The sequence below is a fragment of the Allorhizobium paknamense genome (genome assembly GCF_030815125.1).
GTDB classification, from domain to species: domain Bacteria; phylum Pseudomonadota; class Alphaproteobacteria; order Rhizobiales; family Rhizobiaceae; genus Allorhizobium; species Allorhizobium paknamense.
On the sequence record NZ_JAUSWH010000002.1, the window covers coordinates 494208 to 515818 of the forward strand.

A 21611-nucleotide genomic window follows, 5' to 3' on the forward strand; every position below is an offset into this window, starting at 1 on the left:
CGTTTCGGTTTGTGCTCTCCCGCCCTATGATCATCCTGTTACGAATACCACGCAGAGGATTCCATGAAGCAGCCCGCCGCAACGAACCCGCGTCTCCTGACGTCCCTTCTGGTCGCAGGCGCGGTCATGCTTGCCGAAACGGGCACGTTGCAGGCGCAATCCACCATGGGCGCGCAACCGGGCGGGGCGCCGGCGGCGGCCAGCAAGCTCAGCGGCCCGGCCCCGGTGTCGGATATTGCCGAAGGCCTGCTGCAATCGGTGGTGAACATCGCCACTTCGCAGAATGTGAAGGATGACGATGCCGGGCCGATGCCGCAGGTGCCGAAAGGCTCGCCCTTTGAAGACCTGTTCGAGGATTTCTTCAAGAATCGCGGCGGCGAAGGGTCGAACCACAAGGTCAATTCGCTGGGTTCCGGATTTGTCATCGACCCGGCGGGCTACATCGTCACCAACAACCATGTCATCGAGAATGCCGATGATATCGAGGTGATTTTTTCCGATGGCTCCAAGCTGAAGGCCACGCTGGTCGGCACCGACACAAAGACCGACCTTTCGCTGTTGAAGGTCGATTCACCGGAGCCGCTGAAGGCGGTGAAATTCGGCGATTCGAAGAAAATGCGCATCGGTGACTGGGTCATGGCCATTGGCAACCCGTTCGGCCTGGGTGGTTCGGTAACGCTGGGCATCGTCTCGGCTCGCGGGCGCAATATCAATGCAGGGCCTTATGACAATTTCATCCAGACCGATGCCGCCATCAACAAGGGCAATTCCGGCGGCCCGCTGTTCAATATGGCGGGCGAGGTGATCGGCATCAACACCGCCATCATTTCACCCAGCGGCGGCTCCATCGGCATCGGTTTTGCCGTGCCGACGGAACTGGCGCAGAATGTCATCGACCAGTTGCGCCAATATGGCGAGACGCGGCGCGGCTGGCTGGGCGTGCGCATTCAGCCGGTGCCGGATGAGCTTGCCAAAAGCGCCGGGATCAAGCCGGGCCGGGGCGCATTGGTCAGCAGCGTTATCGATGGCGGCCCTTCCGCCAATGGCCCCTTGAAGGCGGGAGATGTGGTGATTTCCTTCAACGGCAAGGACATCATGGAAAGCCGCGATCTGGTGCGCAGCGTTGCCGAAAGCCCGATCGATCAGGATCTGGAGGCGGTGATTTTCCGCGATGGCAAGCGCCTCACCGTCAAGGTGAAACTGGCGCGGCTGCAGGATGAAAAAACCGATGCCAAGACGGACGAGCAGGCCGATCCCAAGGCACCGGAAGGCAATGGCGAACAGCAGGAAGATGCCGACAAGACGGTGCTGGGTCTTGGTCTGGTCACGCTGGACGACGAAAACCGCGCCGCCAATTCCATCGCTGAAAGTGTCGAGGGCCTGTTGATCACGTCAGTCGAGCCGGGCTCCCAGGCTGAGCAGAAGGGGTTGAAGCCGGGCGAGGTGATTGTGGAAGTGGCGCAGGAATTTGTCGATACGCCGGAGGCCATGGCCGAGAAGCTTGCGAAACTCAAGAATGATGGCCGCCGCAGTGCTCACCTCATGGTGGCCAATGCGCGGGGCGATCTGCGCTTCGTTGCCATTCCGCTGGAATAATGAATCCTTTGAACGGTTTGTGTTCTCGTTCTCACAAACTGAATCCGCTGCTTCAGGCAGAGGATGAAACCTGCAGGCGTATCCATTCCCGCGCCTTGAGCCGGTAGAGCACATGCCGTTTGAGATGCGGATGTGTTTCGGGTACGCGCGGATGGTCGAAATCGCCGCCCGGGTCTCGCCGCATGCCGAGCCGCTCCATCACCGCGATGGAGCGCTGGTTGTTGTGAACGGCGAAGGACACGACCTCCCGCAGCTTTTCGGTCAGAAAGGCATGATCCAAAAGCGCCTTTGCGGCTTCCGTGACATAGCCATGTCCCCAGAAACGGGTGGCGAGCCGCCAGCCGATTTCCGTGGTGCCTTCCGGCAGAATATCCGGTAGGGCGGCATCCGAGAGGCCGCAAAAGCCCATGGGCTCGGCCGTTTCCTTCAATTCCACCGCATAGAAACAGAAGCCGGTTTCGGTGATGAGCCGCTTGACGCGGTCCATCATCTCATCGGCTTCCGCATGGCTGCGGCGGAAGGGAAAGAATTCCATGACCTTGGGGTCACGGTTGATTTCCCGAAACAGATCGCGGTCGCTCTCGCGCCAGTTGCGCAGGATCAGTCGCTCTGTTTCGAGAAGGATCATGGCGTGACAAAGTCCGTCTTGCGATAGCCTTGCAGATAGAGAAGCGCCGTCAGGTCACCATGGTCGATGCGGATCTTGGCTTCCGCAGCCACCGCTGGCTTGGCATGCAGCGCTACCCCGGAACCGGCCAGCCCCAGCATGCCGAGATCGTTGGCGCCGTCGCCAACGGCAATGCAATCCTGCGGACCAATGCCAAGCTTGGCCGTGATGTCGAGCAGTGCATCCACCTTGGCCTGCTTGCCGAGAATCGGTTCCGCCACTTCTCCGGTGAGCTTGCCGTCCTTTTCCAGCAGAATATTGGCACGGTTTTCGTGAAAGCCGAGGGTTGCGGCAATGCGGGAGGTAAAGACCGTAAAGCCGCCCGAAACGAGCGCGGTGTAGAAGCCCTTGGCCTTCATGGTGGCAATCAGTTCCGGGCCGCCGGGGGTGAGCGTGATGCGCTTGGCAATGACCTCGTCCACGACAGTGAGGGGCAGGCCCTTCAGCAGAGCCACCCGTTCGCGCAGCGCCGGTTCAAAGGCAATCTCCCCATTCATGGCCCGGGCGGTGATCTGCGAAACCTTGTCTTTCAGGCCGACTTCCGCTGCCAGTTCGTCAATGCATTCCTGGCCGATCATGGTGGAATCCATGTCGGCGATCAGAAAGGCCTTGCGGCGGGTGTCTGCCTCCTGCACGGCAATATCGATGGGCAGCGCGCCGATGAGGGCGCGCAATTCCGCTTCGGCCTCGGCGGCGGGCGTGCCATCCTTGAGGGCGAGATCGCAGGCCACGCCATCGGCCAGCCAATAAAGCCCGGTGGCGGCAAGCCTTGCGGCGGCAGCTTCGGCAAGGGCGGGGGTGATGGCCGGATTTGACGGATTGGCAATAAGCGTGGCAACGAAGGCCATGATGACGAACCTTATGACAGACTTTGATGCGATCCTGATAACCGGGCCTACCGCCAGCGGCAAGTCCGCCAAGGCGCTCACGCTTGCGAGAGAATACGACGGTGTCGTGATTAACGCCGACAGTATGCAGGTTTATGACACTTTGCGTGTGATAACTGCCCGGCCTTCCGAGAAGGAGATGCAGGGCGTGCAGCATGCGCTATACGGCCATGTCCCGGCGTCCTTGCACTATTCCACCGGCGATTGGCTGCGGGAGGTACGCGACGTGCTGGCAGGCCTTAGCCAGCAAGGCCGGCTGCCGATCATCATTGGCGGCACCGGGCTTTACTTCAAGGCGCTGACCGGCGGCCTTTCCGACATGCCCGCCATTCCCGCCGAGCTTAGGGAAAACCTGCGCCAGCGCGCGCAGCAAGAGGGGGCGGCAAGTCTCCATGCCGAACTCGTCCGTCGAGATCCGCAACTGGCCGCACGGCTTTCCCCCACCGATGCCCAACGGATCATCCGCGCTCTGGAGGTGCTGGAGGTAACCGGGCAGTCGATCAGTGTGCTTCAGGAGAAGCCGGGACCGACGATTGTCGATCCGGCGCGGGCGCGGAAGATGATCGTCCTGCCGGAGCGCGCCCTGCTGCACCAGCGCATCAACCGTCGCTTCGAGACCATGATGGAGGAGGGCGCGGTGGAGGAGGTAGAGGCTTTGCTGGCTCTGAACCTGCCGCCTGACCTGCCCGCCATGAAGGCCATCGGCGTCTCGCAGATTGCTGCCATGCTGCGGGGAGAGATCAGCCGGGCAGAGGCCATCGAACAGGCCTCTGCCGCCACCCGCCAATATGCCAAGCGGCAAATGACGTGGTTTCGCAACCAGATGGATGAGAGCTGGCAGCGGCTTGCATGATTCCCCTGAAAATCGCCCCCACACTTTTCCGGGAAATGCCTGAGGCCCGCTTGCACACGAAGGGTTCGCGTGCTTCTTTCGCCGCCATTGCCTTCCTTCCTGTCGAGGACTTTCCATGAACCGCTTTCTGGCGCGTACCCTTTCCGCCCTCAACGTTCTTCTGGCGCTGATCATCATTGCGGTGGCCACGGCATCCGGGGCCACCGGCAATGGGCATTACTATTATTTCGACGGGCAGATTTCGGTGCCGGGGGCGATTTTCGGGGCCATCGCCGGTATTTTCCTTGCCGCTCTCGTCTGCGGCACCATCGCTTTTCTGACGCTGATCGAACGGCACCTGAGCGTCCTGGCCGAGGCAGTGAAGCGCGATACGGCTTCCTGACTTTCAGCTCTGCCCTTTTATCTCTTCAATCCTTCAGACCGTTCAGCGGCTTTTTCAAAATGCTGTCCCTGAGGCTCATGCCGGTATCGCGACGGGGGACGGCTGGTGAGGGGGCGGTGGCGAAGAGGCCGGAATTTTCCTGGCTTCGGCTGCCGGCATAGGCGCTTTGGGGGCGAAAGCCGCCGGGGCTTGCGGGCACTGCCGTTTCCTGCTCCCGGCGGGGCAGCATGTCCGGCCGGTAGGGCTCGATGGGCGGCAGGTCATGGGCTCGTTCCGGAAGGGGCCGAGGTTCCGGCAGCGGCGGCAAAGGGCTGGGTTCTGCCGCCATATAGCTTTGCTGAAAGGCGGAAATGTCAGGCTCTGCGGTGGCGCGCATGCGGGAGATGACCTCGCGCAGATCGACATTGTCCGGCGCTTCCTCGTGTACGGGTCTGTCGGTGCCGCTGGCACGGGGGATAAGGCGGGGCGCAACGCGCTCGAAGCGCATGCGCATCGGCACCGGCACGGCCTCGCCGAAGGCAATGGCCTCGCCATTGCTGATCGAGGAAATGAAGCTGGTGGTGGAAATCGACGAATCGGGCAGTGCCGAGCGGATGATGTCCTGGTCCCGCTCATTGGCCAGCCGCATGGCGAAAATGGTTGAGCATTGCGAGAGGATCGTCTGGTCCAGTTCTCCCGGCCGCTGGGTGATCATGCCGAGTGACACCCCGTATTTGCGGCCTTCCTTGGCAATGCGGGCGATGGCTTGGCGGGTGGGAAAGAAGCCGAGCGCCGGATCGGCCGGCACATAGCGATGCGCCTCTTCGCAGACCACCAGCATATGGATGGCGCCGTTGGACCACAGCGCCAGCTCGAAGGCCATGCGGCACAGCACCGAGGCCACCGAATTCACCACCTCGGAGGGAATGCCGGAAAGCTGGAAGGTGGAAATGGGCCGCCCATTGCCGGGCACCCGGAAAATATGGGCGATGGTCTCCATGATCGTATCGCTGATCGTGTTGCTGGAGAACATGAAACGATAGCGCGGATCGTTGACCGCCGACATGATGCGCATTTTCAGCGCCCGCAGAAAAGGCTTTTCATCACGCCCTTCCAGCCGTCCGATGCGCTCGTCGATCAGCGCCAGAAGATCGGCCATGCGGTAGGGCACAGGGGTGTCGGCGGTAAAGGCGGTGCGTTCGCTGCGGCGAACGAGGCTGGCATCCGAGCCGCGGAAGGCGCGCTTTGCCTCCGGCATCAGATCGCGCAGCACATCCAGCTCTTCCGGCACCGGTGTGCGGCCGCGATAGAGCACTTCGGTAAACTCATCGAGCCGCATCAGCCAGAAGGGCAGGTCCAGCGTATCGGTATCGATGACCACGGCCTGATCGGGAAAAGCCGCGGCAAATTCGTTATGTGGATCGAGAATGAGCACGCGCAGCTTGGGATCGTGCTCGATGGCCCTGTGCAGCAGCAGCGAGACCGCCGTGGATTTGCCCACCCCCGTCGATCCCACCACGGCGAAATGTTTCGACAGCATGGAGGGAATATGAATGGCGGCCGGAATGCTCTGATCCTGGCTGAGTTGGCCGATCACCGTACTGCCGCCCTCGCGGCTGGCATAGATGCGGGCGAGATCTGCGGCGCGAATGCGGTGGGCAATTGCGCCAAGATAGGGATAATGGGAGATGCCGGTGGAAAATTCCTCTTTTCCCTCGGGCGTCTTGTGCACCTCGCCCATCAGCTCCACTTCGAAGAAGAAGGTATTGTCCTGCTGTTCGGCCCAGTGGCGGGTGGAGGTCTGCATGGAATAGACCAGCGCCACAACGCGATTGTTGTTGACGCTGATGGAAATCAGCCGCCCGACCGACCACAATTCGCAGAGTTCCGTGCTGCCCTCTTCTGCCGTTGCGGCAATGGTGGCGCGTGAACCATTACAGGCCACCACGCGGCCCAGGAACCGGTTTCCCGGCTTCAACTGGTCGCGGCGCTCGATTTCGCCCGCCGGACCGGGCTTGAATGGCTCGAATTCGCGCAAGGCCCACCCCATCACGGCATGTCGCGAAGGCTTGCGGTGGCCCACGCGAATGCTGAAACATTTCAGGCAAAGCGCCTGTCCCACAGCAGGACCGACCGCTTAGACCCAAAAATGGACCTTAAGCGGCCTGCCTTAACAAGAGGTGACCCGCTTCAGCCAAAAAAACGCTTGGGCGTACGTTTTTCGCCCCATCTGGCGTTGACGCTGGGCAAGAGGGTGGTTATCACATCAGACATGGCAAAGTTTAACGTACTTATCGTGGTGGGAACGCGCATGGGCATGACGGTGTGACCGTCAGGCATCAGCCACCCATGCGCGACAAACAGGCTCCTCGAAGGGGCCTTTTTTTATGGCCAAAACCGGGGTAGCAGCTACTCCACTCCTCTAAGTCAAAGACATGAAACGGGAAGAGGCATGACGGGCAAGGACAATCGGATGACCGGCGCGGAAATCGTTCTGAAAGCGCTGAAGGATAACGGTGTCGAACACGTATTCGGCTATCCGGGCGGCGCTGTGCTGCCGATCTACGACGAAATCTTCCAGCAGGACGAGATCCAGCACATTCTCGTGCGTCACGAGCAGGGTGCCGGCCATGCCGCCGAAGGCTATGCCCGCTCCACCGGCAAGGTTGGCGTGATGCTGGTGACCTCCGGTCCTGGCGCCACCAATGCCGTGACGCCGTTGCAGGATGCGCTGATGGACAGCATTCCGCTGGTCTGCCTCACGGGTCAGGTGCCGACGACGCTGATCGGCTCGGATGCCTTCCAGGAATGCGATACGGTTGGCATTACCCGGCCCTGCACCAAGCATAACTGGCTGGTGAAGGATGTGAACGATCTCGCCCGCATCATCCATGAAGCCTTCCGCATTGCCCAGACGGGCCGTCCGGGGCCGGTGGTCGTCGATATTCCGAAGGATGTGCAGTTTGCCACCGGCACCTATGTGCCGCCGGAAAACCATCCGATCCAGAAGAGCTACCAGCCGAAGCTTCAGGGCGATGCCCGCGCCATTCAGGCCGCTGTCGAGCTGATGGCCAATGCCCGCCGTCCTGTCATCTATTCCGGCGGCGGCGTGGTCAATTCCGGCCCGGAAGCCTCCAAGCTGCTGCGCGAACTGGTGGCGCTGACCGATTTTCCCATCACCTCGACGCTGATGGGTCTGGGCTCCTATCCGGCTTCCGGCAAGAACTGGCTGGGCATGCTCGGCATGCACGGTTCCTACGAAGCCAATATGGCCATGCATGATTGCGACGTAATGGTCTGTATCGGCGCGCGTTTCGATGACCGTATTACTGGCCGTCTGAATGCGTTTTCGCCGAATTCCAAGAAGATCCATATTGATATCGATCCGTCCTCGATCAACAAGAATGTCCGCGTCGATATTCCGATCACCGGCGATGTCGGCCATGTGCTGGAAGACATGGTGCGTCTGTGGCGTGCCCTGCCGAAGAAGCCGGCCCCTGCGCAGACGGCGGAGTGGAAGGACAGCATTGCCCGCTGGAAGGCGCGCAAGTCCTTCTCCTACACGCCGTCGCGCGACGTAATCATGCCGCAATTCGCGCTGGAGCGTCTCTATCAGGCCACCAAGGACCGTGACACCTACATCACCACGGAAGTGGGCCAGCACCAGATGTGGGCGGCGCAATATTATGGCTTCGAGCAGCCGAACCGCTGGCTGACTTCGGGCGGCCTCGGCACGATGGGCTATGGCTTCCCCGCCGCCATCGGCGTGCAGGTGGCGCATCCGGAAAGCCTGGTTATCGACATTGCCGGTGACGCCTCGATCCAGATGTGCATTCAGGAAATGTCCTGCGCCATCCAGTATGAGTTGCCCGTCAAGATCTTCATCCTGAACAACCAGTATATGGGCATGGTGCGGCAGTGGCAGCAATTGCTGCACGGCAACCGCCTGTCCAACTCCTACACGGAAGCCATGCCGGATTTCGTGAAGCTGGCGGAAGCTTATGGCGGCGTTGGCCTGCGCTGCGAAAAGCCGGATGATCTGGATGGCGCCATTCAGGAGATGATCAATGTGAAGAAGCCGGTGATCTTCGATTGCCGCGTGGCCAATCTGGCCAATTGCTTCCCGATGATCCCCTCCGGCAAGGCGCATAATGAAATGCTGTTGCCGGATGAGGCCACCGATGAAGCCGTTGCCACGGCCATTGACAGCAAGGGCCGTCAGCTCGTCTGATCAGGGGGATTTTAAGATTATGAACGCACATCTACAGCCGACCGGCTCCGCCTATTTCATCGCCACCGAAACCGCCGCCATCGAAAGCCATACGCTTTCGGTGCTGGTGGATAACGAACCGGGCGTTCTGGCCCGCGTGATCGGCCTGTTCTCGGGCCGTGGCTACAACATCGAAAGCCTCACCGTTTCCGAAACCGAGCATGAGGCGCATCTGTCGCGCATTACCATCGTCACGCGCGGCACGCCGCAGGTGCTGGAGCAGATCAAGGCGCAGCTGGAGCGCATCGTGCCGGTGCACCGGGTGGTGGATCTGACGGTTCGCGCCCGTCAGCTCGGACAGGAGCGGCCCATCGAGCGCGAGGTGGCGCTGGTGAAGGTGGTGTCCACAGGCGACATGCGGGCCGAGACGCTGCGGCTGGCCGATGCTTTCCATGCCAAGGTGGTGGATGCGACAGTGGATCACTTCATCTTTGAAATCACCGGCAAGTCTTCGAAGATCGATCAGTTCGTTTCGATCATGAAGCCGCTTGGCCTCAATGAAGTCTGCCGCACCGGCATTGCCGCCATGAACCGTGGCGCGCAAGGCATGTAAGTTTTCGGTATCTTGAAGTATGGGCCGTCCGTTCATAGGAACGGGCGGTTTTTTGCATCTCGTGAAAAACCGTGATCTTTGGGTGATTGAACAAAAACGTAAACACCGCGTTAACTGGCAGGTAACACAGGGAGCCTGCCATGAAGAAAGCAGTGATCATCCTTATTGCGGGTTTGACGGTTCCGGCTGGTCTTGCAGCAAAGGAACTGTTTGAGTTCAAGGCCGAGCCGGCTTTTATTCAGGTGAATGCGCAAAAGACTTCGCGCCTGCCGGATATTCATCAGCAGCAAAGCGTTATGATCGATGCGCATAGCGAATGGACCGCCGATTGCTACGATGCCTTCGGTCCGGATGGCGAAGAAGAGAATGCCGCCGACCTGGCTGCATGTCTAAAGGGCTAGAGCATTTCAGTGTTTCACGGAAACACCGAAATGCTCTAAGTCTTTGTTTCTCCGCATTTCCGGACGGAAAACCGGTTTCCACTTTTCTCGGGACAATGCTCTAGGGTGTGTGGACATTCGGCTTTGGGCGTGGCGAAAACGGTGATTTTCGAGAACCGGAGCGGAGTGTACTTGAGTACATGAGCACCGGAAGCGCAGGAAATTGCCGTTTGCAGCCCGCTCAAGGGCGAATGTCCACACACCCTAAATCATTTCGAGTGGCATTTTGCTGACGGGAGGCGGAAAAGCCCGGTCCAGCCGCTCAAGATCATCCTCCGTCAGTTCAATCTCCAGAGCCCCGGCGTTTTCCGCAAGGCGCTGGAGATTTGACGTTTTCGGTATGGGCATCACACCCTCCCGTTCCAGCAGAAAAGCCAGGGCGATCTGCGCCGGGGTCGCCTGATGCGCCTTGGCGATGTGGATCAGTTCCGGACTGTGCAGCACCCGTCCCTGTTCGATGGGCGAGTAGGCCATGACGGCAATATTGCGGCTTTGGCACCAGGGCAGAAGATCGTATTCGATGCCCCGGCGGGAAAGATTGTAGAGCACCTGATTGGCCACGCAGTTTTCGCCATTCTCGAGCGACAGCAGCTCTTCCATATCTTCCACATCGAAATTGGAAACACCCCAGGCGGCAATCTTGCCCTGCTGCTTCAGCGTTTCAAAGGCCCATACGGTTTCGGAGAGCGGGGTGCCGCCGCGCCAGTGCAGAAGATAGAGATCGATTTGATCGGTGCGCAGGCGCTTCAGGCTTTCCTCGCAGGCGCGGATAGCGCCGTTGTAGGAGGCATTGGAGGGAAGCACTTTCGAAACCAGAAAGGCCTCACCGCGAAGGCCTTGCAACGCCTCTCCGACAATCCGTTCGGAGCCGCCATGGGCATACATTTCCGCCGTGTCGATCACCCGCATGCCAAGCTCAATGGCGCGGCGCACGGCCTTCACCTCGTCGCCCGCATGGGCGGCATTTTCTCCCATCATCCAGGTGCCGAAACCGAGAGCCGGAAGGTCGAGGCCGTTCTTCAGCGTGATCACGGGGGCGTTGTCATCCATGGCTTTTTCTCCTCTGGGTGAATGTCATGGCAACCTGCGCCAGGACCCTACTGCATAATTCCTTAAATCGGAATCGATTTAAGGATAAAATTATGCAGCAGATTTAAAGCGTTACAGCGAACCTTTGTGCGCCATATATGGCGCACGGCGCTGTAAAGCATAATCCGACCGGAGTGAAACGAGGATCGACAAGATTATGCTTCCGAAAAAAACGTTAGAGCACCGAGCTGATTCAATCAGATCGAAAAGCGCTCTCAGCAAGTTTTGAAAGCCTTCGGTCTCTTCACCCGACTTTGTGGAAGAGGCTATTGCTCTCAACGTGGTTGCTTTTGCCGATAGGTCAGTTATGTTGACCTAAATAATCAAATCCGAGCAGGGACAGGAAACGCAATGACGTATCAGACACTCTACGCCCTGGTTCTGTTTGCCTTCACCACATCCTTTACGCCCGGCCCCAACAATATGATGTTGTTTGCTTCGGGCGTGAATTTCGGCTTTCGCCGCACCATTCCGCATATGTTGGGCATTGGTGCCGGGTTTCTGTTTCTGCTGCTGTGCATCGGTTTCGGCATGGGTGCCTTGCTGACTGCCGTGCCGGTTCTTTATACCGCGTTGAAGGTGATCGGTGGACTTTATCTGTTGTGGATTGCCTGGAAAATCGGCTCATCCCGCTCCTTGCAGACAGAGGAAGGGGCCGCGGGCGAGGGGCAGCCCATGGGCTTTTTTGCTGCCGCCGCTTTCCAATGGGTCAATCCCAAGGCCTGGGTCATGGCGGTTTCCGGCATGGCGGCCTATACCAGCCTTGAGAACTATTGGGTGAGCGTATTGATCGTTGGGCTGGTTTTTGCGCTGGTCAATGTGCCCTGTGTTTCGGCCTGGGCGGGTTTCGGTTCGGCGCTCAGGGATTGGCTTTCGGTGCCAAAGCGGCTGAAATGGTTCAATATCACCATGGCGCTCTTGCTGGTCGCCAGCCTTTGGCCAATGCTGCGCTGAAAAAGGAGGCGAGGATGGGCGATCATCATCACGACCGTGAGCACGATCACGACAACCACTATTCCGACATGCAGGCCCGTGTGCGGGCCCTGGAAACGCTGCTGACGGAAAAGGGCCTGATCGATCCCGCCGCCATCGATGCGATTGTCGAGACCTATGAAACCCGAATTGGCCCACGCAATGGCGCGGCGGTGGTGGCCAAGGCCTGGGCAGAACCGGATTTTGCCGATTGGTTGAAGCGCGATGCGACGGCGGCCATTGCCAGCCTCGGCTTTACCGGGCGGCAGGGCGAGCATATGCGCGCCGTGTTCAACACGCCGGAAACGCATAACATCGTCGTCTGTACGCTCTGCTCCTGCTATCCGTGGGCGGTGCTGGGCCTGCCACCGGTCTGGTACAAGGCGCCTGCCTACCGCTCCCGCGCCGTGATCGATCCGCGTGGCGTGCTGACGGAATTTGGCGTTCAGCTGCCGGAGCAGAAGAAAATCCGGGTCTGGGACTCGACCGCCGAACTGCGCTATCTTGTGGTGCCGGAACGGCCCGCCGGGACGGAGGATTATTCCCAGGAGGAGTTGGCCGCCCTTGTCACCCGCAATTCCATGATCGGCACGGGGTTAGCGTTGCTGCCGGGAGAGGTGGCATGAACGGCCCCCATGATCTGGGCGGGCAAATGGGGTTCGGCCCCATTCGGCCTGAGGTGAACGAGCCGCTTTTTCATGCGGAATGGGAAAAACGGGCACTGGGCATCACGCTGTGCTGTGGCGCCTTCGGAGCCTGGACGCTGGATGAAAGCCGCCATGCGCGGGAAAATATTCCGCCTGCCAATTATCTTGCCGCCAGCTATTACGAGATCTGGATTCGCGGCATCGACATGCTGCTGGCGCGCCACGGCTTTGCCACGCGGGAGGAATTGTTGTCCGGCCAGCATCTTCAACCGGGTGCCGCGCCGAAGCGGGTGCTGAAGGCGGATATGGTGGCTGGCGTTCTGGCCAAGGGCGGTCCAAGCGACAGGCCGGTGGAGACACCACCGAAATTCGCGGTGGGCCAACGGGTGCGCGCCCGCAACATCCATCCTGCCACCCATACACGGCTGCCGCGCTATGCCCGTGGCAAGACGGCTGTGGTGGAGGCCGTTCAGGGCGGTTTCGTCTTTGCCGATGACAATGCCCATGGGCGGGGCGAAAATCCGCAATGGGTCTATACCATCGTGTTCGACGCCGGTGAGATTTGGGGCGAGGGAGCCGATCCGACGCTCACCATTTCCATCGACGCCTGGGAGAGCTATCTTGAGCCAGTGTGAACAGTTTTCAAGGTTTATTTCTTCGCCTGGCCTTCCCGTGTCACAAGCGGGCGAGCCCGTTTTCGCCGAGCCCTGGCAGGCGGAAGCCTTTGCCTTGACAGTCCATCTCCATGATGGCGGTCATTTCGGATGGGGCGAGTGGGCCGAAATGCTTTCTTCCGAATTGCACAGGCCCGAGCGTAAAGCGGATGGATCCGATTATTTCGATGCCTGGGTGGCGGCGTTGACCGCGCTTTTGATCACAAAGGGCTTTGCGGATGCTGAAACCGTGCTGGCGCTTCAACAAAGCTGGCAGCGGGCAGCGGAAGCCACGCCGCATGGAAGGCCCATTCTTTTGGAAAACGATCCGGCGCGGACCCATCACGGCGGTTACTGCATAATTCCTTAAATCGGAATCGATTTCAGGATAAAATTATGCAGCAGATTTAAAGTGTTACAGCGAACCTTGTGCGCCATATATGGCGCACGGCGCTGTAATGTTCTCCTTTTCTTCTTGCAATTGCCGCTCGAATCCGCACATCTCCTGAGCCATGCAATTCGCGCCTCAACAGGATGAAGCCCTGAAAGCTGTCAGCACATGGCTGAAGGAGGGCAAGTCACCGGTTTTCCGGCTGTTCGGCTATGCCGGGACGGGAAAGACGACGCTTGCCCGCTATTTTGCCGAGCATGTGGATGGCGATGTGCTGTTTGCCGCCTTTACCGGCAAGGCCGCGCAGGTGCTGCGCTCTCGTGGGGCGTCCAACGCCAAGACCATTCATTCGCTGATCTATCGCCCGCGCGGCGAAGAGGCGGTGGAGGATGAGGAGACGGGCAAGACCTCGATCTCGCCGATGTTCTCCATCAACCGCCAGAGCCCGGTGGCCAAGGCGGCGCTGATCGTCATCGATGAATGCTCCATGGTGGACGAGCAGCTTGGCCGCGATCTGTTAAGCTTCGGTACGCCCATCCTGGTGCTGGGCGATCCGGGGCAGTTGCCGCCCGTTTCCGGCGGCGGCTTCTTCACCGAACAGGAGCCGGATTATCTGCTGACGGAAATCCACCGTCAGGCCCGCGACAACCCCATCATCCAGCTTGCCATGCAGATCCGCGAGGGCAAGGAGATCATGCATGGGGATTATGGCAGCACGGCGCGGGTGATTTCCCGCAACGAGGTCAATCAGGATCTGGTGCTGGGAGCCGATCAGGTGCTGGTCGGCACCAACAAGACGCGGCGGCGCTATAACAAGCGCCTGCGGGAGTTGAAGGGCTTTACCGCTGATTATCCGCAGGCGGGTGACAAGCTGGTCTGCCTGCGCAACGATCAGGTCAAGGGCCTGCTCAACGGCTCGCTGTGGCAGGTGATGAGTTCCTCCCGCGAGACGGTGAAGCCCGGCATCAACCTGCTGATCAAGCCGGAAGACGACGATATGGATCGCGGCGCCGCCAAGATCAAATTGTTGAAGGCCGCCTTTGAAGAGCTTGAAACGGAAATCCCGTGGACGACCCGCAAGCGCTATGACGAGTTCGATTTCGGCTATGCGCTCACCGTGCACAAGGCGCAAGGATCGCAGTGGAACAATGTCGTGCTGTTTGATGAAAGCTGGGCTTTCCGCGATACGCGGGAGCGCTGGCTCTACACCGCAGTCACCCGTGCCGCCGAGACGCTGACCGTCGTTCGGTGAGTGTTTGCCGATCTGTTAGAGCATTGTCCCGAGAAAAGTGGGAACCGATTTCCCTCCGGAAATGCTCTAACCATTGGCTTTTGTGCTCCGGTCAGGAGGCGACCAGCCCCAGTAGCACCGCCTTTGCCACCGCCTGAAAACGGTTGGTGGCCTTCAGCTTGCGCATGATGCTCTGCTCCAGCGCCTGCGCCGCTTCCGGCGTCAGGTGCATGTTGCGCGCCACCCGAAGCTGGGTATAGCCTTCCGCCATCAGGCTCAGGCAATGATGCTCCATGTCCGAAAGCTCGATGCCATGCGGAGCAAGCCGCGTCACCGGCTCCTCCTCCTCAGTCCTCTCCCGTGTCATGAGGGCGTTGATCTGCTGCATCTGCCGAAGGATCAGCGATTGGGCGGAAACCAGTTCCCGTTTCCTGGCCTCCAGCGCATCATTCAGCAACCTGTCGGCCTCGGCCTGTGTCACGGCTTCGGCCAGGTCCGCCATCAGGTCCTGAATGGCTGCCACGGGCATGCCTGTTTCCCGGCAGGTATTGATCACCGCCATGCGGGCAATGTCGCGATGGTAATAGACGCGCATCAGCCCGATCCGGCTTGCCGAGAGAAGATTTTTTTCCTCGTAGAAATGCAGGGTTCTATGGGTCACCCCAAAGAGATTGGCCATGTCCGAAATCCCGACGGGTTCCGATGGCACATCCTCCGGTAAAGGGACGGAGGGTAGGAAGGATTGGCCGCTGCCCGGCGGCGGTGGGTAGTCTGCAATCAGCTCAATGGACTCCCTGTGTCCGTCCATGCGCTGTCTCCTTTTGCGTTGATTGCCCCGTTTCACGCAAAGCTCACAAGAACCTGACCGTTCAAAACTATCCCCGACTCACGGTAAAGCACTGTTTATCTTGTTATCATCATTTTCTCTAAAATTCAAACCCATGGTTTTGAGGGATTTATTCCTCTCCTTCAGGATGTATTGCACTGCAACCATCATCAAATTCGATTTTTCCATCTTATAAACTCATTGGCCTTTTCCTGCGTCTGGCTTTAGAGACAGGCTCCGGAGCCTGATTTTCCGCCCTTGCGACGGAATGGCCTGAACCACATGATGAACGGACCTGATCCATGCCTGCAAAGCTGTCTGTCAATCTCAATGCCATTGCCATGCTGCGCAACCGCCGTGATCTTCCCTGGCCGGATGTTGCCCATTTCGGGCGGCTTGCGCTTCGGGCTGGCGCGCACGGATTGACCGTTCACCCGCGTCCCGATCAGCGGCATATCCGTTTCAGCGACCTGCCCATTCTGCGGGCGCTGATCGATGATGAATTTCCCGGTGCCGAATTCAACATGGAAGGCTATCCGACGGAGGAATTCCTCGCACTCTGTGAGGCCAATGAGCCAGAGCAGGTGACGCTGGTGCCGGATGATCCTGCCCAGGCGACCTCGGATCATGGCTGGGATTTTGCCGCCCATCGCGATTTTTTGACGAAAGTGGTGTCCCGGCTGAAGGCACGCGGCATGCGCGTTTCCCTCTTTGCCGATGGAGATGGTGAGAAGGCCGCTGTCGAGGCCGCAAAGGCGACGGGCGCGGATCGCATCGAACTTTACACCGGTCCCTATGGCGGCTGCTACGATGCTCCGGAGCGGGCGACGGAGCTCTTGGAAAAACTGGGGAAAACGGCTGATTTCGCCAAGGCGTACGGCCTTGGCGTCAATGGCGGCCATGATCTGACGGTTGCCAATCTGCCTCAGCTGGCACGGCGTATTCCGCATCTTGCGGAGGTTTCCATCGGTCACGGTCTGACGGCCGATGCGCTGGAATACGGCATGGCGGAAACGGTGCGCCGTTTCCGCCATGCGTGCGGTGAGCCAGTATAGTGGGGCGTGGGCAGGGACTGGCTCACCGGTCCTGAAAAGCCGATCCGGTCAAGAAGATTGAGACCGGCTTTTGTATTTGAGTGTCAGCCTAGAGCATAATTCGACCGGAGTGAAACGAGGATCGATAAAATTATGCTTCAAAAATAAAACGTTAGAGCGCCGATCTGATTCAATCAGATCGAAAAGCGCTATAAGGCGGCCTTGTTGGCTTCCAGAAAGTCCTTCAGCGATTGCAGCGGGGTCCTGGCGAGTTTCTCGGCATCCGGCGTTACGGTGGCGAGATTGCCGGCGCGGGTGGCGGCCTCGACGGAGACAATGACGGGAATGAAGGCTTCCGGAATGCCGGCAGCTTTCAAGCCGCCTGCGAGCTGTTCTTCGGTCACATCCACCACCGCCAGCGGCTTGCCGGTAATGGTCCGCGCCAGGGCGGCAATTTCCGCCTTGCTATAGGCGTGTCCGCCGCTCAGCGTGTAGATGGTGCTTTGGTCAGCCGGATTGGCCAGTTCGGCAGCCATGGCGCGGGCGATGTCGTCGCGGGCAATATAGGACGTGCCGCCTTCACCGGCTGCATTGTACCAGTTGCCGCTGGCCAGCGCCGCAGGCAGGCCGTTGAACAGGTTTTCCATATACCAGCCATTGCGGAAGATGCTGTAGGCGAGGCCTGAGGCCTTGATGGCCGCTTCCGAGGCCTGATGTTCCGGTGCAAAGGAGACCTTCGACGTCTCCGGCGAAAACATCGAGGTGTAGAAGAGCCGGGTCACGCCAGCCTTGATGGCGCCGGCCACCGCTGCTTCATGCTGGGGCACGCGGCTGCCGATGGCGTCGGTGCTGATGATCAGCAGCCGGTCGATGCCCTTGAAGGCTTCCGAGAGGCTGCCCGGATCGGTAAAATCGGCGCGCCGGGTTTCCACGCCTTCTGACTGAAGCGCCGCAAGCTTTGCGGGATCGCGGCTGGCAGCGACAATATTACCGGGGGCTACATTTTCCGTCTTCAGCAGATGGCGGATCACGAGAGTGCCCAATTTGCCGGATGCGCCCGTGACGAGTATCTTGCTCATAATATCCTTCCTTTCGGAAACCTTGCGAATTATAGCTCTCTTTTTGAGACCAGCTTTACATCCGTCATTCGCCATGGGATGTAAAGAAGGCAGTTTTGCCGCGCTTGGTTACAGAAAGGGAACTAGGAAACGATGACGGAACAGGTCAATCTCGCTCAATTGGTTGCCAGACGATCCTCCGTTGTGGACCTTGAGGACGTGTGCCCCGTCCGGTCCGTCATTTCCCAGGTCGGCGATAAATGGTCGACCTTGCTGCTGGGGTCGCTTGCTGAAAAACCCTATCGGTTCGGGGAGTTGCGCCGTCTCGTGCCAGATATTTCCCAGCGCATGCTGACCCAGACATTGCGGGATCTTCAACGCGATGGTTATGTCGAGCGGCAGGTTTTTCCCACCAAGCCGCCCAGTGTGGAATATCGGCTGACGCCGCTCGGGCGTGCCCTTGTGGATGCCCTGCAATCGCTCGTGGATTTTGCGCTGGCCAACCATGCGGCCGTCGTAGAGGCTCGCCAGCGCTTCGATGCGGAAAACAACTGACAGAAGTTACCCACGTTTCTCCGTCAGCATCAGAGCCAGTGCGGCGGTGGGAAAGGCGAGGCCGATAAGGGCCGTTCTTTCCCAGCCGCCGGACGCGAAGGCCCAGCCGCCCAGCGCCGAGGCAATGGCGCCGCCGAGGAAGAACGTGGCCATGTAGATGCCGTTCATCCGTCCGCGCTGTTCGGGGTTGAGCGAAAAGATGATGCGCTGACCGCTGACGAGATTGGCCTGCACGCCAAAATCCAGCGTAATGGCGGCGAAGGTCAGCAGTGCCAGACCCGGAACGGGAGAGAGCTTGACGGCGTAAAGCGACATCAGGAAGGCGGCAATACCGAGGGTCATGGCCAGGATGGACACCTGACGGGCGTAGCCTTTGTCGGCCAACCGCCCGGCAATGGGGGAGGCGATCGCGCCTGCGGCTCCGGCCAATGCAAACAGTGCAATTCCGGTCTGGCTCAGATTGAAGCCGTTGCCAGCCAACAGCAGCGGCGTCGTCGTCCAGAACAGGCTGAAAGCACCGAACATGCCAGCTTGGTAAAGGGCGCGTCGCTGCAGAATACGCGATGTCAGCGCAAGGTGCCCCATGGAGGACAGCAATTGCCCGTAACTCAGTCGATGTGGCAGTTCGCGTTTCGGGAGCGTGGTTCGCAGCAGCGCGATCAGCATCAGCATCGCTGCGGCAGACGCGACATAGATCATGTGCCAGGAACTGATTTCCGCTGCAAAGCTGGCGAGGGGCCGCGCCAGCATGATGCCTGTGAGCAGCCCGCTCATGACATTGCCAACCACCCGGCCGCGGCTATGCTCCGGCGCGAGGCTGGCGGCAAAAGGCACCAGCACCTGCGCAGCGACCGATGCCAGCCCTATGCCGAAGCTTGCGGCGAGAAAGGGCAGCGGACTGCCGGAAAGCGCGGCACCGCCAAGCCCCAGAAAAGCGAGCAAGAGCAGAATGAGCACCAGCCTGCGGTTTTCCATCAAGTCCGACAGCGGCACGATCAGGAACAGGCCCAGACAGTAGCCAAGCTGGGAAAGCGTGACGATGAGGCCGGTGGCCTGCGGCGAGAAGCCGAGATCGGCGCTGATCAGACCAGCCAGCGGCTGACCGTAATAGAGATTTGCCGCCAGCAATCCGCAGGAGAGGGCGAAGACGAAGGTCAGCAGCGGCGTCATCTCTGTGCTTTTTGAGTGAAGCTCCGAGGCATGTATGGTCATGACAGATCTTTCGGGGTTTCGAGCATGAGGCTCGCAATCGGATTCAATCGAGAAGTTTCAGGGCAATGGCGGCGGTTGCCGCCATGGCGTCACGATCAGGGCCGGTGCGGCCCACGACGCGCATGCCAAGCGTTAAGCAGAGCAGGGTGCGGGCAAGGCTTTCCGCATCGAGATCGGCTCGCACGGACCCATCCGCCTGCCCGGCGCGAATATGAGTGAGAATGCGCTCCTCATTTTCCCGCACCGCGCGGGCCACGCGGTCTGCGGCCTCCTGATCCAGATTGGCAAGATCATTGGCGCTGCCCACCACCATGCAGCCGCGCCGCCCGTCCTCGCCGTGGGACCAATCGGCGTAATAACGCAAAATCTCTTCCACAGCCTGCCGCCCGGTGCGGCAACCCGCAAGCCTCGCCTCAAGCAGTGCGCCGCGCACCTGCCGATATCGTTCAAAAGCGGCCAGGAAGACGCCGCGCTTGTCCCCGAAGGCCTTGTAAAGACTGCCGGCGGTCAGCCCCATCGCCTCGCTCAGCAGGCTGATCGAGGTAGCCTCATAGCCATGCTCGGAAAAGACCGAGAGCGCTGCATCCAGCACCTCGTCCCTGTCAAATTCCCGCGGGCGGCCCGCAGGTCTGGTTTTGTCGATCTGGTTCATGGTGGTTTTCCTATTTGTCCGACAAATAGGAAATGATCGTTTCCAAATCAAGTAAAAAATCACCCGGGCGATCCGTAGGGTGATCGGCCCGGGTGATTTCGGGAGCTTAGAACATCGTCCCGAGAAAAGTGGAAACCGCTTTTCCGTTTGGAAATGCGTAAAAACGAAGAGCTAGGCGACCTTGCTGATGGGCAGGATCTCGCCTGCAAGGGCGAAATCCACGGCGGCCTGGCAGTGAATACGGGTGGAATCGAAGCCCGGCAGGCAAAGCTGGTCCGGGTCAAGCAGCAGGCAGATTTCGGTGCAGCCGAGAATGACGCAGTCCGCTCCGGCAGCCTTTGCCTTGTCGATAATGGCCAGATAGGCGGTGCGGGATGTTTCCTTGACCTCGCCCGCGCAGAGTTCCTGAAAGATCACGTCATGAACGATCTGCCGGTCTGCGGCGTCCGGCACCATCGGGGCGAGGCCAAGGCTCTGCATGCGCTCGGTGTAGAAGCCGTGCTCCATGGTGTAGCGCGTGGCCAGCAACAGCGGGCGGCGGAGGCCTGCGGATTTGATGGCGGCGGCGGTTTCATCGACGATATGAATGAGCGGTGCAGGCGTGGCGGCTGCAACCTTGTCTGCCACGAGATGCATGGTGTTGGTGCAGATCAGCATGCATTCCGCTCCCGCTTTTTCAAGGCCGATGGCGGCATTGCACAGCGCCTTTTCAGCCAGATCCCAGCGGCCAGAGGTCTGGTAGCCGACAATTTCGGCAAAATTGACCGAGCGTAGCGCGATTTCCGCCGAAGCCAGGCCGCCAAGGCGCGCGCGTACCGCCTCGTTGATCAGGCGGTAATAGACCGCCGAACTTTCGAAACTCATTCCACCGATCAGCCCGATCATCCGCATGGCATTCCCCTTGTCTTGATTGGATAAATCCAGAATGCCGCCAGTGGCGCGCCTGTGGTTTGCAAAGTGAGGTGCTTCCGCTTCTATTCTTGCAAAGATGAGGCGCAAAATTTTATATTGGCAGGATGTGTTTGCGTAGGGTGCTTTTCAGGCGGGAGAATTAGGCGTGCTGGACGAGAGGGACAGGAAGATTCTCGATATGCTGCAGCGAGACGCGACGATTGCCGTCTCCGATCTGGCAGAGCGTGTTGCGCTCTCTGTCTCCGCCTGTTCACGGCGTATTCAGCGGCTGGAGGAAGCGGGCTATATCGAGCGGCGCATCGTTGTGCTCAACCGGGAAAAGATCGGACTGCCGACCACGGTCTATGCCCTGGTCAAGACGGCCCATCACACCGATGAGTGGACGGAAGAGTTCCGCCGCGCCATAGGCGACATTGCCGAGATCGTCGAGGCGCATCGGCTGACCGGCCACTATGATTATATTCTGAAGATTGTTCTGCCGCGTGTGGAGCATTATGACGTCGTTTATCGCCGCCTCGTGCGGCGGCTGGAATTGTTCGACGTCACAGCCTCGATTTCCATGGAAACGATGAAGGCCGGATCAGCCGTGCCGGTGGATTATGCGGTGTGATTCCAGACTTTGTCTTTTCCGGAAACCGGTTCCCGCTCTTCGGTCCGATGCCCTAGGGTCAAAACTCAATCAGGATGGGTGTTCTGCAAGGCGTATTTTGTGTCTGAGTAGGAGGAAAGGTGCAGGAAATGCCGATCATTTT

General features: G+C 59.6%; 23 protein-coding genes. 14 read left to right on the forward strand and 9 right to left on the reverse strand.

Going from position 1 to position 21611, the window contains the following annotated elements:
• The first annotated feature begins 63 nt into the window (after positions 1-63).
• Positions 64-1596 (forward strand): Do family serine endopeptidase, encoded by a 1533-nt coding sequence (locus tag QO005_RS05830; protein ID WP_307157042.1) that lies wholly within the window; start codon positions 64-66, stop codon positions 1594-1596.
• Positions 1597-1648: 52 nt separating this feature from the next.
• Here QO005_RS05830 and QO005_RS05835 read toward each other — a convergent pair whose 3' ends face one another.
• The gene (locus QO005_RS05835) at positions 1649-2224 is read right to left on the reverse strand and encodes a GNAT family N-acetyltransferase (RefSeq protein ID WP_307157043.1); all 576 of its coding nucleotides are present in this window, start codon (positions 2222-2224) and stop codon (positions 1649-1651) included.
• Positions 2221-3111, reverse strand: coding sequence for a phosphoserine phosphatase SerB (gene serB / locus QO005_RS05840; RefSeq protein WP_307157044.1), 891 nt, complete (start codon positions 3109-3111; stop codon positions 2221-2223). Before serB ends, QO005_RS05835 begins: the two co-directional genes overlap by 4 nt.
• Here serB and miaA point away from each other — a divergent pair.
• Together miaA and QO005_RS05850 are read left to right on the forward strand one after the other, a co-directional pair.
• On the forward strand, positions 3110-4003 hold the full coding sequence (gene miaA / locus QO005_RS05845) for a tRNA (adenosine(37)-N6)-dimethylallyltransferase MiaA (protein WP_307157045.1): 894 nt from the start codon (positions 3110-3112) through the stop codon (positions 4001-4003). The genes serB and miaA overlap by 2 nt on opposite strands.
• A 115-nt stretch (positions 4004-4118) precedes the next feature.
• Positions 4119-4385 (forward strand): hypothetical protein, encoded by a 267-nt coding sequence (locus QO005_RS05850; protein WP_307157046.1) that lies wholly within the window; start codon positions 4119-4121, stop codon positions 4383-4385.
• A gap of 25 nt (positions 4386-4410) precedes the next feature.
• On the opposite strand, the gene QO005_RS05855 is transcribed toward QO005_RS05850, so the two are convergent.
• On the reverse strand, positions 4411-6402 hold the full coding sequence (locus QO005_RS05855; RefSeq protein WP_307157047.1) for an ATP-binding protein: 1992 nt from the start codon (positions 6400-6402) through the stop codon (positions 4411-4413).
• Positions 6403-6816: 414 nt separating this feature from the next.
• Between QO005_RS05855 and QO005_RS05860 the strand changes: the two genes are divergently transcribed.
• The 3 genes from QO005_RS05860 (at position 6817) to QO005_RS05870 (ending at position 9588) form a co-directional block, all read left to right on the forward strand.
• Positions 6817-8595 carry an acetolactate synthase 3 large subunit gene (locus tag QO005_RS05860; protein ID WP_307157048.1) on the forward strand — a complete coding sequence of 593 codons (1779 nt, stop codon included), beginning with the start codon at positions 6817-6819 and terminating at the stop codon, positions 8593-8595.
• A 19-nt stretch (positions 8596-8614) separates the two neighbouring features.
• Positions 8615-9187: an acetolactate synthase small subunit gene (ilvN, locus tag QO005_RS05865; protein WP_307157049.1), complete on the forward strand. Its 573-nt coding sequence runs from the start codon at positions 8615-8617 to the stop codon at positions 9185-9187.
• A gap of 140 nt (positions 9188-9327) precedes the next feature.
• Positions 9328-9588, forward strand: coding sequence for a hypothetical protein (locus tag QO005_RS05870; RefSeq protein WP_307157050.1), 261 nt, complete (start codon positions 9328-9330; stop codon positions 9586-9588).
• Between the two features lie 243 nt (positions 9589-9831).
• Here QO005_RS05870 and QO005_RS05875 read toward each other — a convergent pair whose 3' ends face one another.
• Positions 9832-10677, reverse strand: a complete 846-nt coding sequence (locus QO005_RS05875) for an aldo/keto reductase (RefSeq protein WP_307157051.1) — start codon at positions 10675-10677, stop codon at positions 9832-9834.
• A gap of 390 nt (positions 10678-11067) precedes the next feature.
• On the opposite strand from QO005_RS05875, the gene QO005_RS05880 reads away from it, so the two are divergent.
• From QO005_RS05880 to QO005_RS05900, 5 genes are all read left to right on the forward strand, one after another.
• Complete coding sequence (locus QO005_RS05880) at positions 11068-11670, forward strand: LysE family translocator (protein WP_307157052.1); 603 nt, start codon at positions 11068-11070, stop codon at positions 11668-11670.
• Positions 11671-11684: 14 nt separating this feature from the next.
• Entirely contained in the window at positions 11685-12314 is a 630-nt protein-coding gene (gene nthA, locus QO005_RS05885; protein ID WP_307157053.1) for a nitrile hydratase subunit alpha, read from the forward strand.
• Positions 12311-12970: a nitrile hydratase subunit beta gene (gene nthB, locus QO005_RS05890; RefSeq protein WP_307157054.1), complete on the forward strand. Its 660-nt coding sequence runs from the start codon at positions 12311-12313 to the stop codon at positions 12968-12970. The genes nthA and nthB overlap by 4 nt, the downstream gene beginning before the upstream one ends.
• Positions 12957-13358, forward strand: a complete 402-nt coding sequence (locus QO005_RS05895; RefSeq protein ID WP_307157055.1) for a nitrile hydratase accessory protein — start codon at positions 12957-12959, stop codon at positions 13356-13358. The genes nthB and QO005_RS05895 overlap by 14 nt, the downstream gene beginning before the upstream one ends.
• A 142-nt stretch (positions 13359-13500) precedes the next feature.
• Positions 13501-14631, forward strand: coding sequence for an ATP-dependent DNA helicase (locus tag QO005_RS05900; protein ID WP_307157056.1), 1131 nt, complete (start codon positions 13501-13503; stop codon positions 14629-14631).
• Between the two features lie 91 nt (positions 14632-14722).
• Here the strand turns inward: QO005_RS05900 and QO005_RS05905 are convergent, their stop codons facing one another.
• Positions 14723-15418, reverse strand: coding sequence for a MerR family transcriptional regulator (locus QO005_RS05905; protein WP_307157057.1), 696 nt, complete (start codon positions 15416-15418; stop codon positions 14723-14725).
• Positions 15419-15738: 320 nt separating this feature from the next.
• Here QO005_RS05905 and QO005_RS05910 point away from each other — a divergent pair, with 320 nt between their 5' ends.
• Positions 15739-16491 carry a pyridoxine 5'-phosphate synthase gene (locus tag QO005_RS05910; protein WP_307157058.1) on the forward strand — a complete coding sequence of 251 codons (753 nt, stop codon included), beginning with the start codon at positions 15739-15741 and terminating at the stop codon, positions 16489-16491.
• A gap of 188 nt (positions 16492-16679) precedes the next feature.
• Here the strand turns inward: QO005_RS05910 and QO005_RS05915 are convergent, their stop codons facing one another.
• Positions 16680-17552, reverse strand: a complete 873-nt coding sequence (locus QO005_RS05915; RefSeq protein ID WP_307157083.1) for an SDR family oxidoreductase — start codon at positions 17550-17552, stop codon at positions 16680-16682.
• Positions 17553-17681: 129 nt separating this feature from the next.
• On the opposite strand from QO005_RS05915, the gene QO005_RS05920 reads away from it, so the two are divergent.
• Positions 17682-18083: a winged helix-turn-helix transcriptional regulator gene (locus tag QO005_RS05920; RefSeq protein WP_307157059.1), complete on the forward strand. Its 402-nt coding sequence runs from the start codon at positions 17682-17684 to the stop codon at positions 18081-18083.
• Positions 18084-18089: 6 nt separating this feature from the next.
• On the opposite strand, the gene QO005_RS05925 is transcribed toward QO005_RS05920, so the two are convergent.
• The 3 genes from QO005_RS05925 to QO005_RS05935 form a co-directional block, all read right to left on the reverse strand.
• Positions 18090-19253, reverse strand: a complete 1164-nt coding sequence (locus QO005_RS05925; protein ID WP_307157060.1) for an MFS transporter — start codon at positions 19251-19253, stop codon at positions 18090-18092.
• Between the two features lie 85 nt (positions 19254-19338).
• Entirely contained in the window at positions 19339-19947 is a 609-nt protein-coding gene (locus tag QO005_RS05930; protein WP_307157061.1) for a TetR/AcrR family transcriptional regulator, read from the reverse strand.
• Positions 19948-20118: 171 nt separating this feature from the next.
• A complete protein-coding gene (locus tag QO005_RS05935) occupies positions 20119-20838 on the reverse strand; it encodes an aspartate/glutamate racemase family protein (protein WP_307157062.1) in 720 nt (239 codons plus the stop codon).
• Positions 20839-21004: 166 nt separating this feature from the next.
• On the opposite strand from QO005_RS05935, the gene QO005_RS05940 reads away from it, so the two are divergent.
• Complete coding sequence (locus tag QO005_RS05940; RefSeq protein WP_307157063.1) at positions 21005-21469, forward strand: Lrp/AsnC family transcriptional regulator; 465 nt, start codon at positions 21005-21007, stop codon at positions 21467-21469.
• Positions 21470-21611: the final 142 nt, after the last annotated feature.

What these genes read in the sequence shown, in the direction of transcription:
- QO005_RS05830 (WP_307157042.1), top strand. Translation starts at nt 64, where the DNA reads ATGAAGCAGCCCGCCGCAACGAACCCGCGTCTCCTGACGTCCCTTCTG.
- QO005_RS05880 (WP_307157052.1), top strand. Translation starts at nt 11,068, where the DNA reads ATGACGTATCAGACACTCTACGCCCTGGTTCTGTTTGCCTTCACCACA.
- QO005_RS05920 (WP_307157059.1), top strand. Translation starts at nt 17,682, where the DNA reads ATGACGGAACAGGTCAATCTCGCTCAATTGGTTGCCAGACGATCCTCC.
- QO005_RS05850 (WP_307157046.1), top strand. Translation starts at nt 4,119, where the DNA reads ATGAACCGCTTTCTGGCGCGTACCCTTTCCGCCCTCAACGTTCTTCTG.
- nthB (WP_307157054.1), top strand. Translation starts at nt 12,311, where the DNA reads ATGAACGGCCCCCATGATCTGGGCGGGCAAATGGGGTTCGGCCCCATT.
- QO005_RS05900 (WP_307157056.1), top strand. Translation starts at nt 13,501, where the DNA reads ATGCAATTCGCGCCTCAACAGGATGAAGCCCTGAAAGCTGTCAGCACA.
- QO005_RS05875 (WP_307157051.1), bottom strand. Translation starts at nt 10,677, where the DNA reads ATGGATGACAACGCCCCCGTGATCACGCTGAAGAACGGCCTCGACCTT.
- nthA (WP_307157053.1), top strand. Translation starts at nt 11,685, where the DNA reads ATGGGCGATCATCATCACGACCGTGAGCACGATCACGACAACCACTAT.
- serB (WP_307157044.1), bottom strand. Translation starts at nt 3,111, where the DNA reads ATGGCCTTCGTTGCCACGCTTATTGCCAATCCGTCAAATCCGGCCATC.
- QO005_RS05935 (WP_307157062.1), bottom strand. Translation starts at nt 20,838, where the DNA reads ATGCGGATGATCGGGCTGATCGGTGGAATGAGTTTCGAAAGTTCGGCG.
- QO005_RS05910 (WP_307157058.1), top strand. Translation starts at nt 15,739, where the DNA reads ATGCCTGCAAAGCTGTCTGTCAATCTCAATGCCATTGCCATGCTGCGC.
- ilvN (WP_307157049.1), top strand. Translation starts at nt 8,615, where the DNA reads ATGAACGCACATCTACAGCCGACCGGCTCCGCCTATTTCATCGCCACC.
- QO005_RS05860 (WP_307157048.1), top strand. Translation starts at nt 6,817, where the DNA reads ATGACGGGCAAGGACAATCGGATGACCGGCGCGGAAATCGTTCTGAAA.
- miaA (WP_307157045.1), top strand. Translation starts at nt 3,110, where the DNA reads ATGATGACGAACCTTATGACAGACTTTGATGCGATCCTGATAACCGGG.
- QO005_RS05925 (WP_307157060.1), bottom strand. Translation starts at nt 19,253, where the DNA reads ATGACGCCGCTGCTGACCTTCGTCTTCGCCCTCTCCTGCGGATTGCTG.
- QO005_RS05905 (WP_307157057.1), bottom strand. Translation starts at nt 15,418, where the DNA reads ATGGACGGACACAGGGAGTCCATTGAGCTGATTGCAGACTACCCACCG.
- QO005_RS05870 (WP_307157050.1), top strand. Translation starts at nt 9,328, where the DNA reads ATGAAGAAAGCAGTGATCATCCTTATTGCGGGTTTGACGGTTCCGGCT.
- QO005_RS05930 (WP_307157061.1), bottom strand. Translation starts at nt 19,947, where the DNA reads ATGAACCAGATCGACAAAACCAGACCTGCGGGCCGCCCGCGGGAATTT.
- QO005_RS05835 (WP_307157043.1), bottom strand. Translation starts at nt 2,224, where the DNA reads ATGATCCTTCTCGAAACAGAGCGACTGATCCTGCGCAACTGGCGCGAG.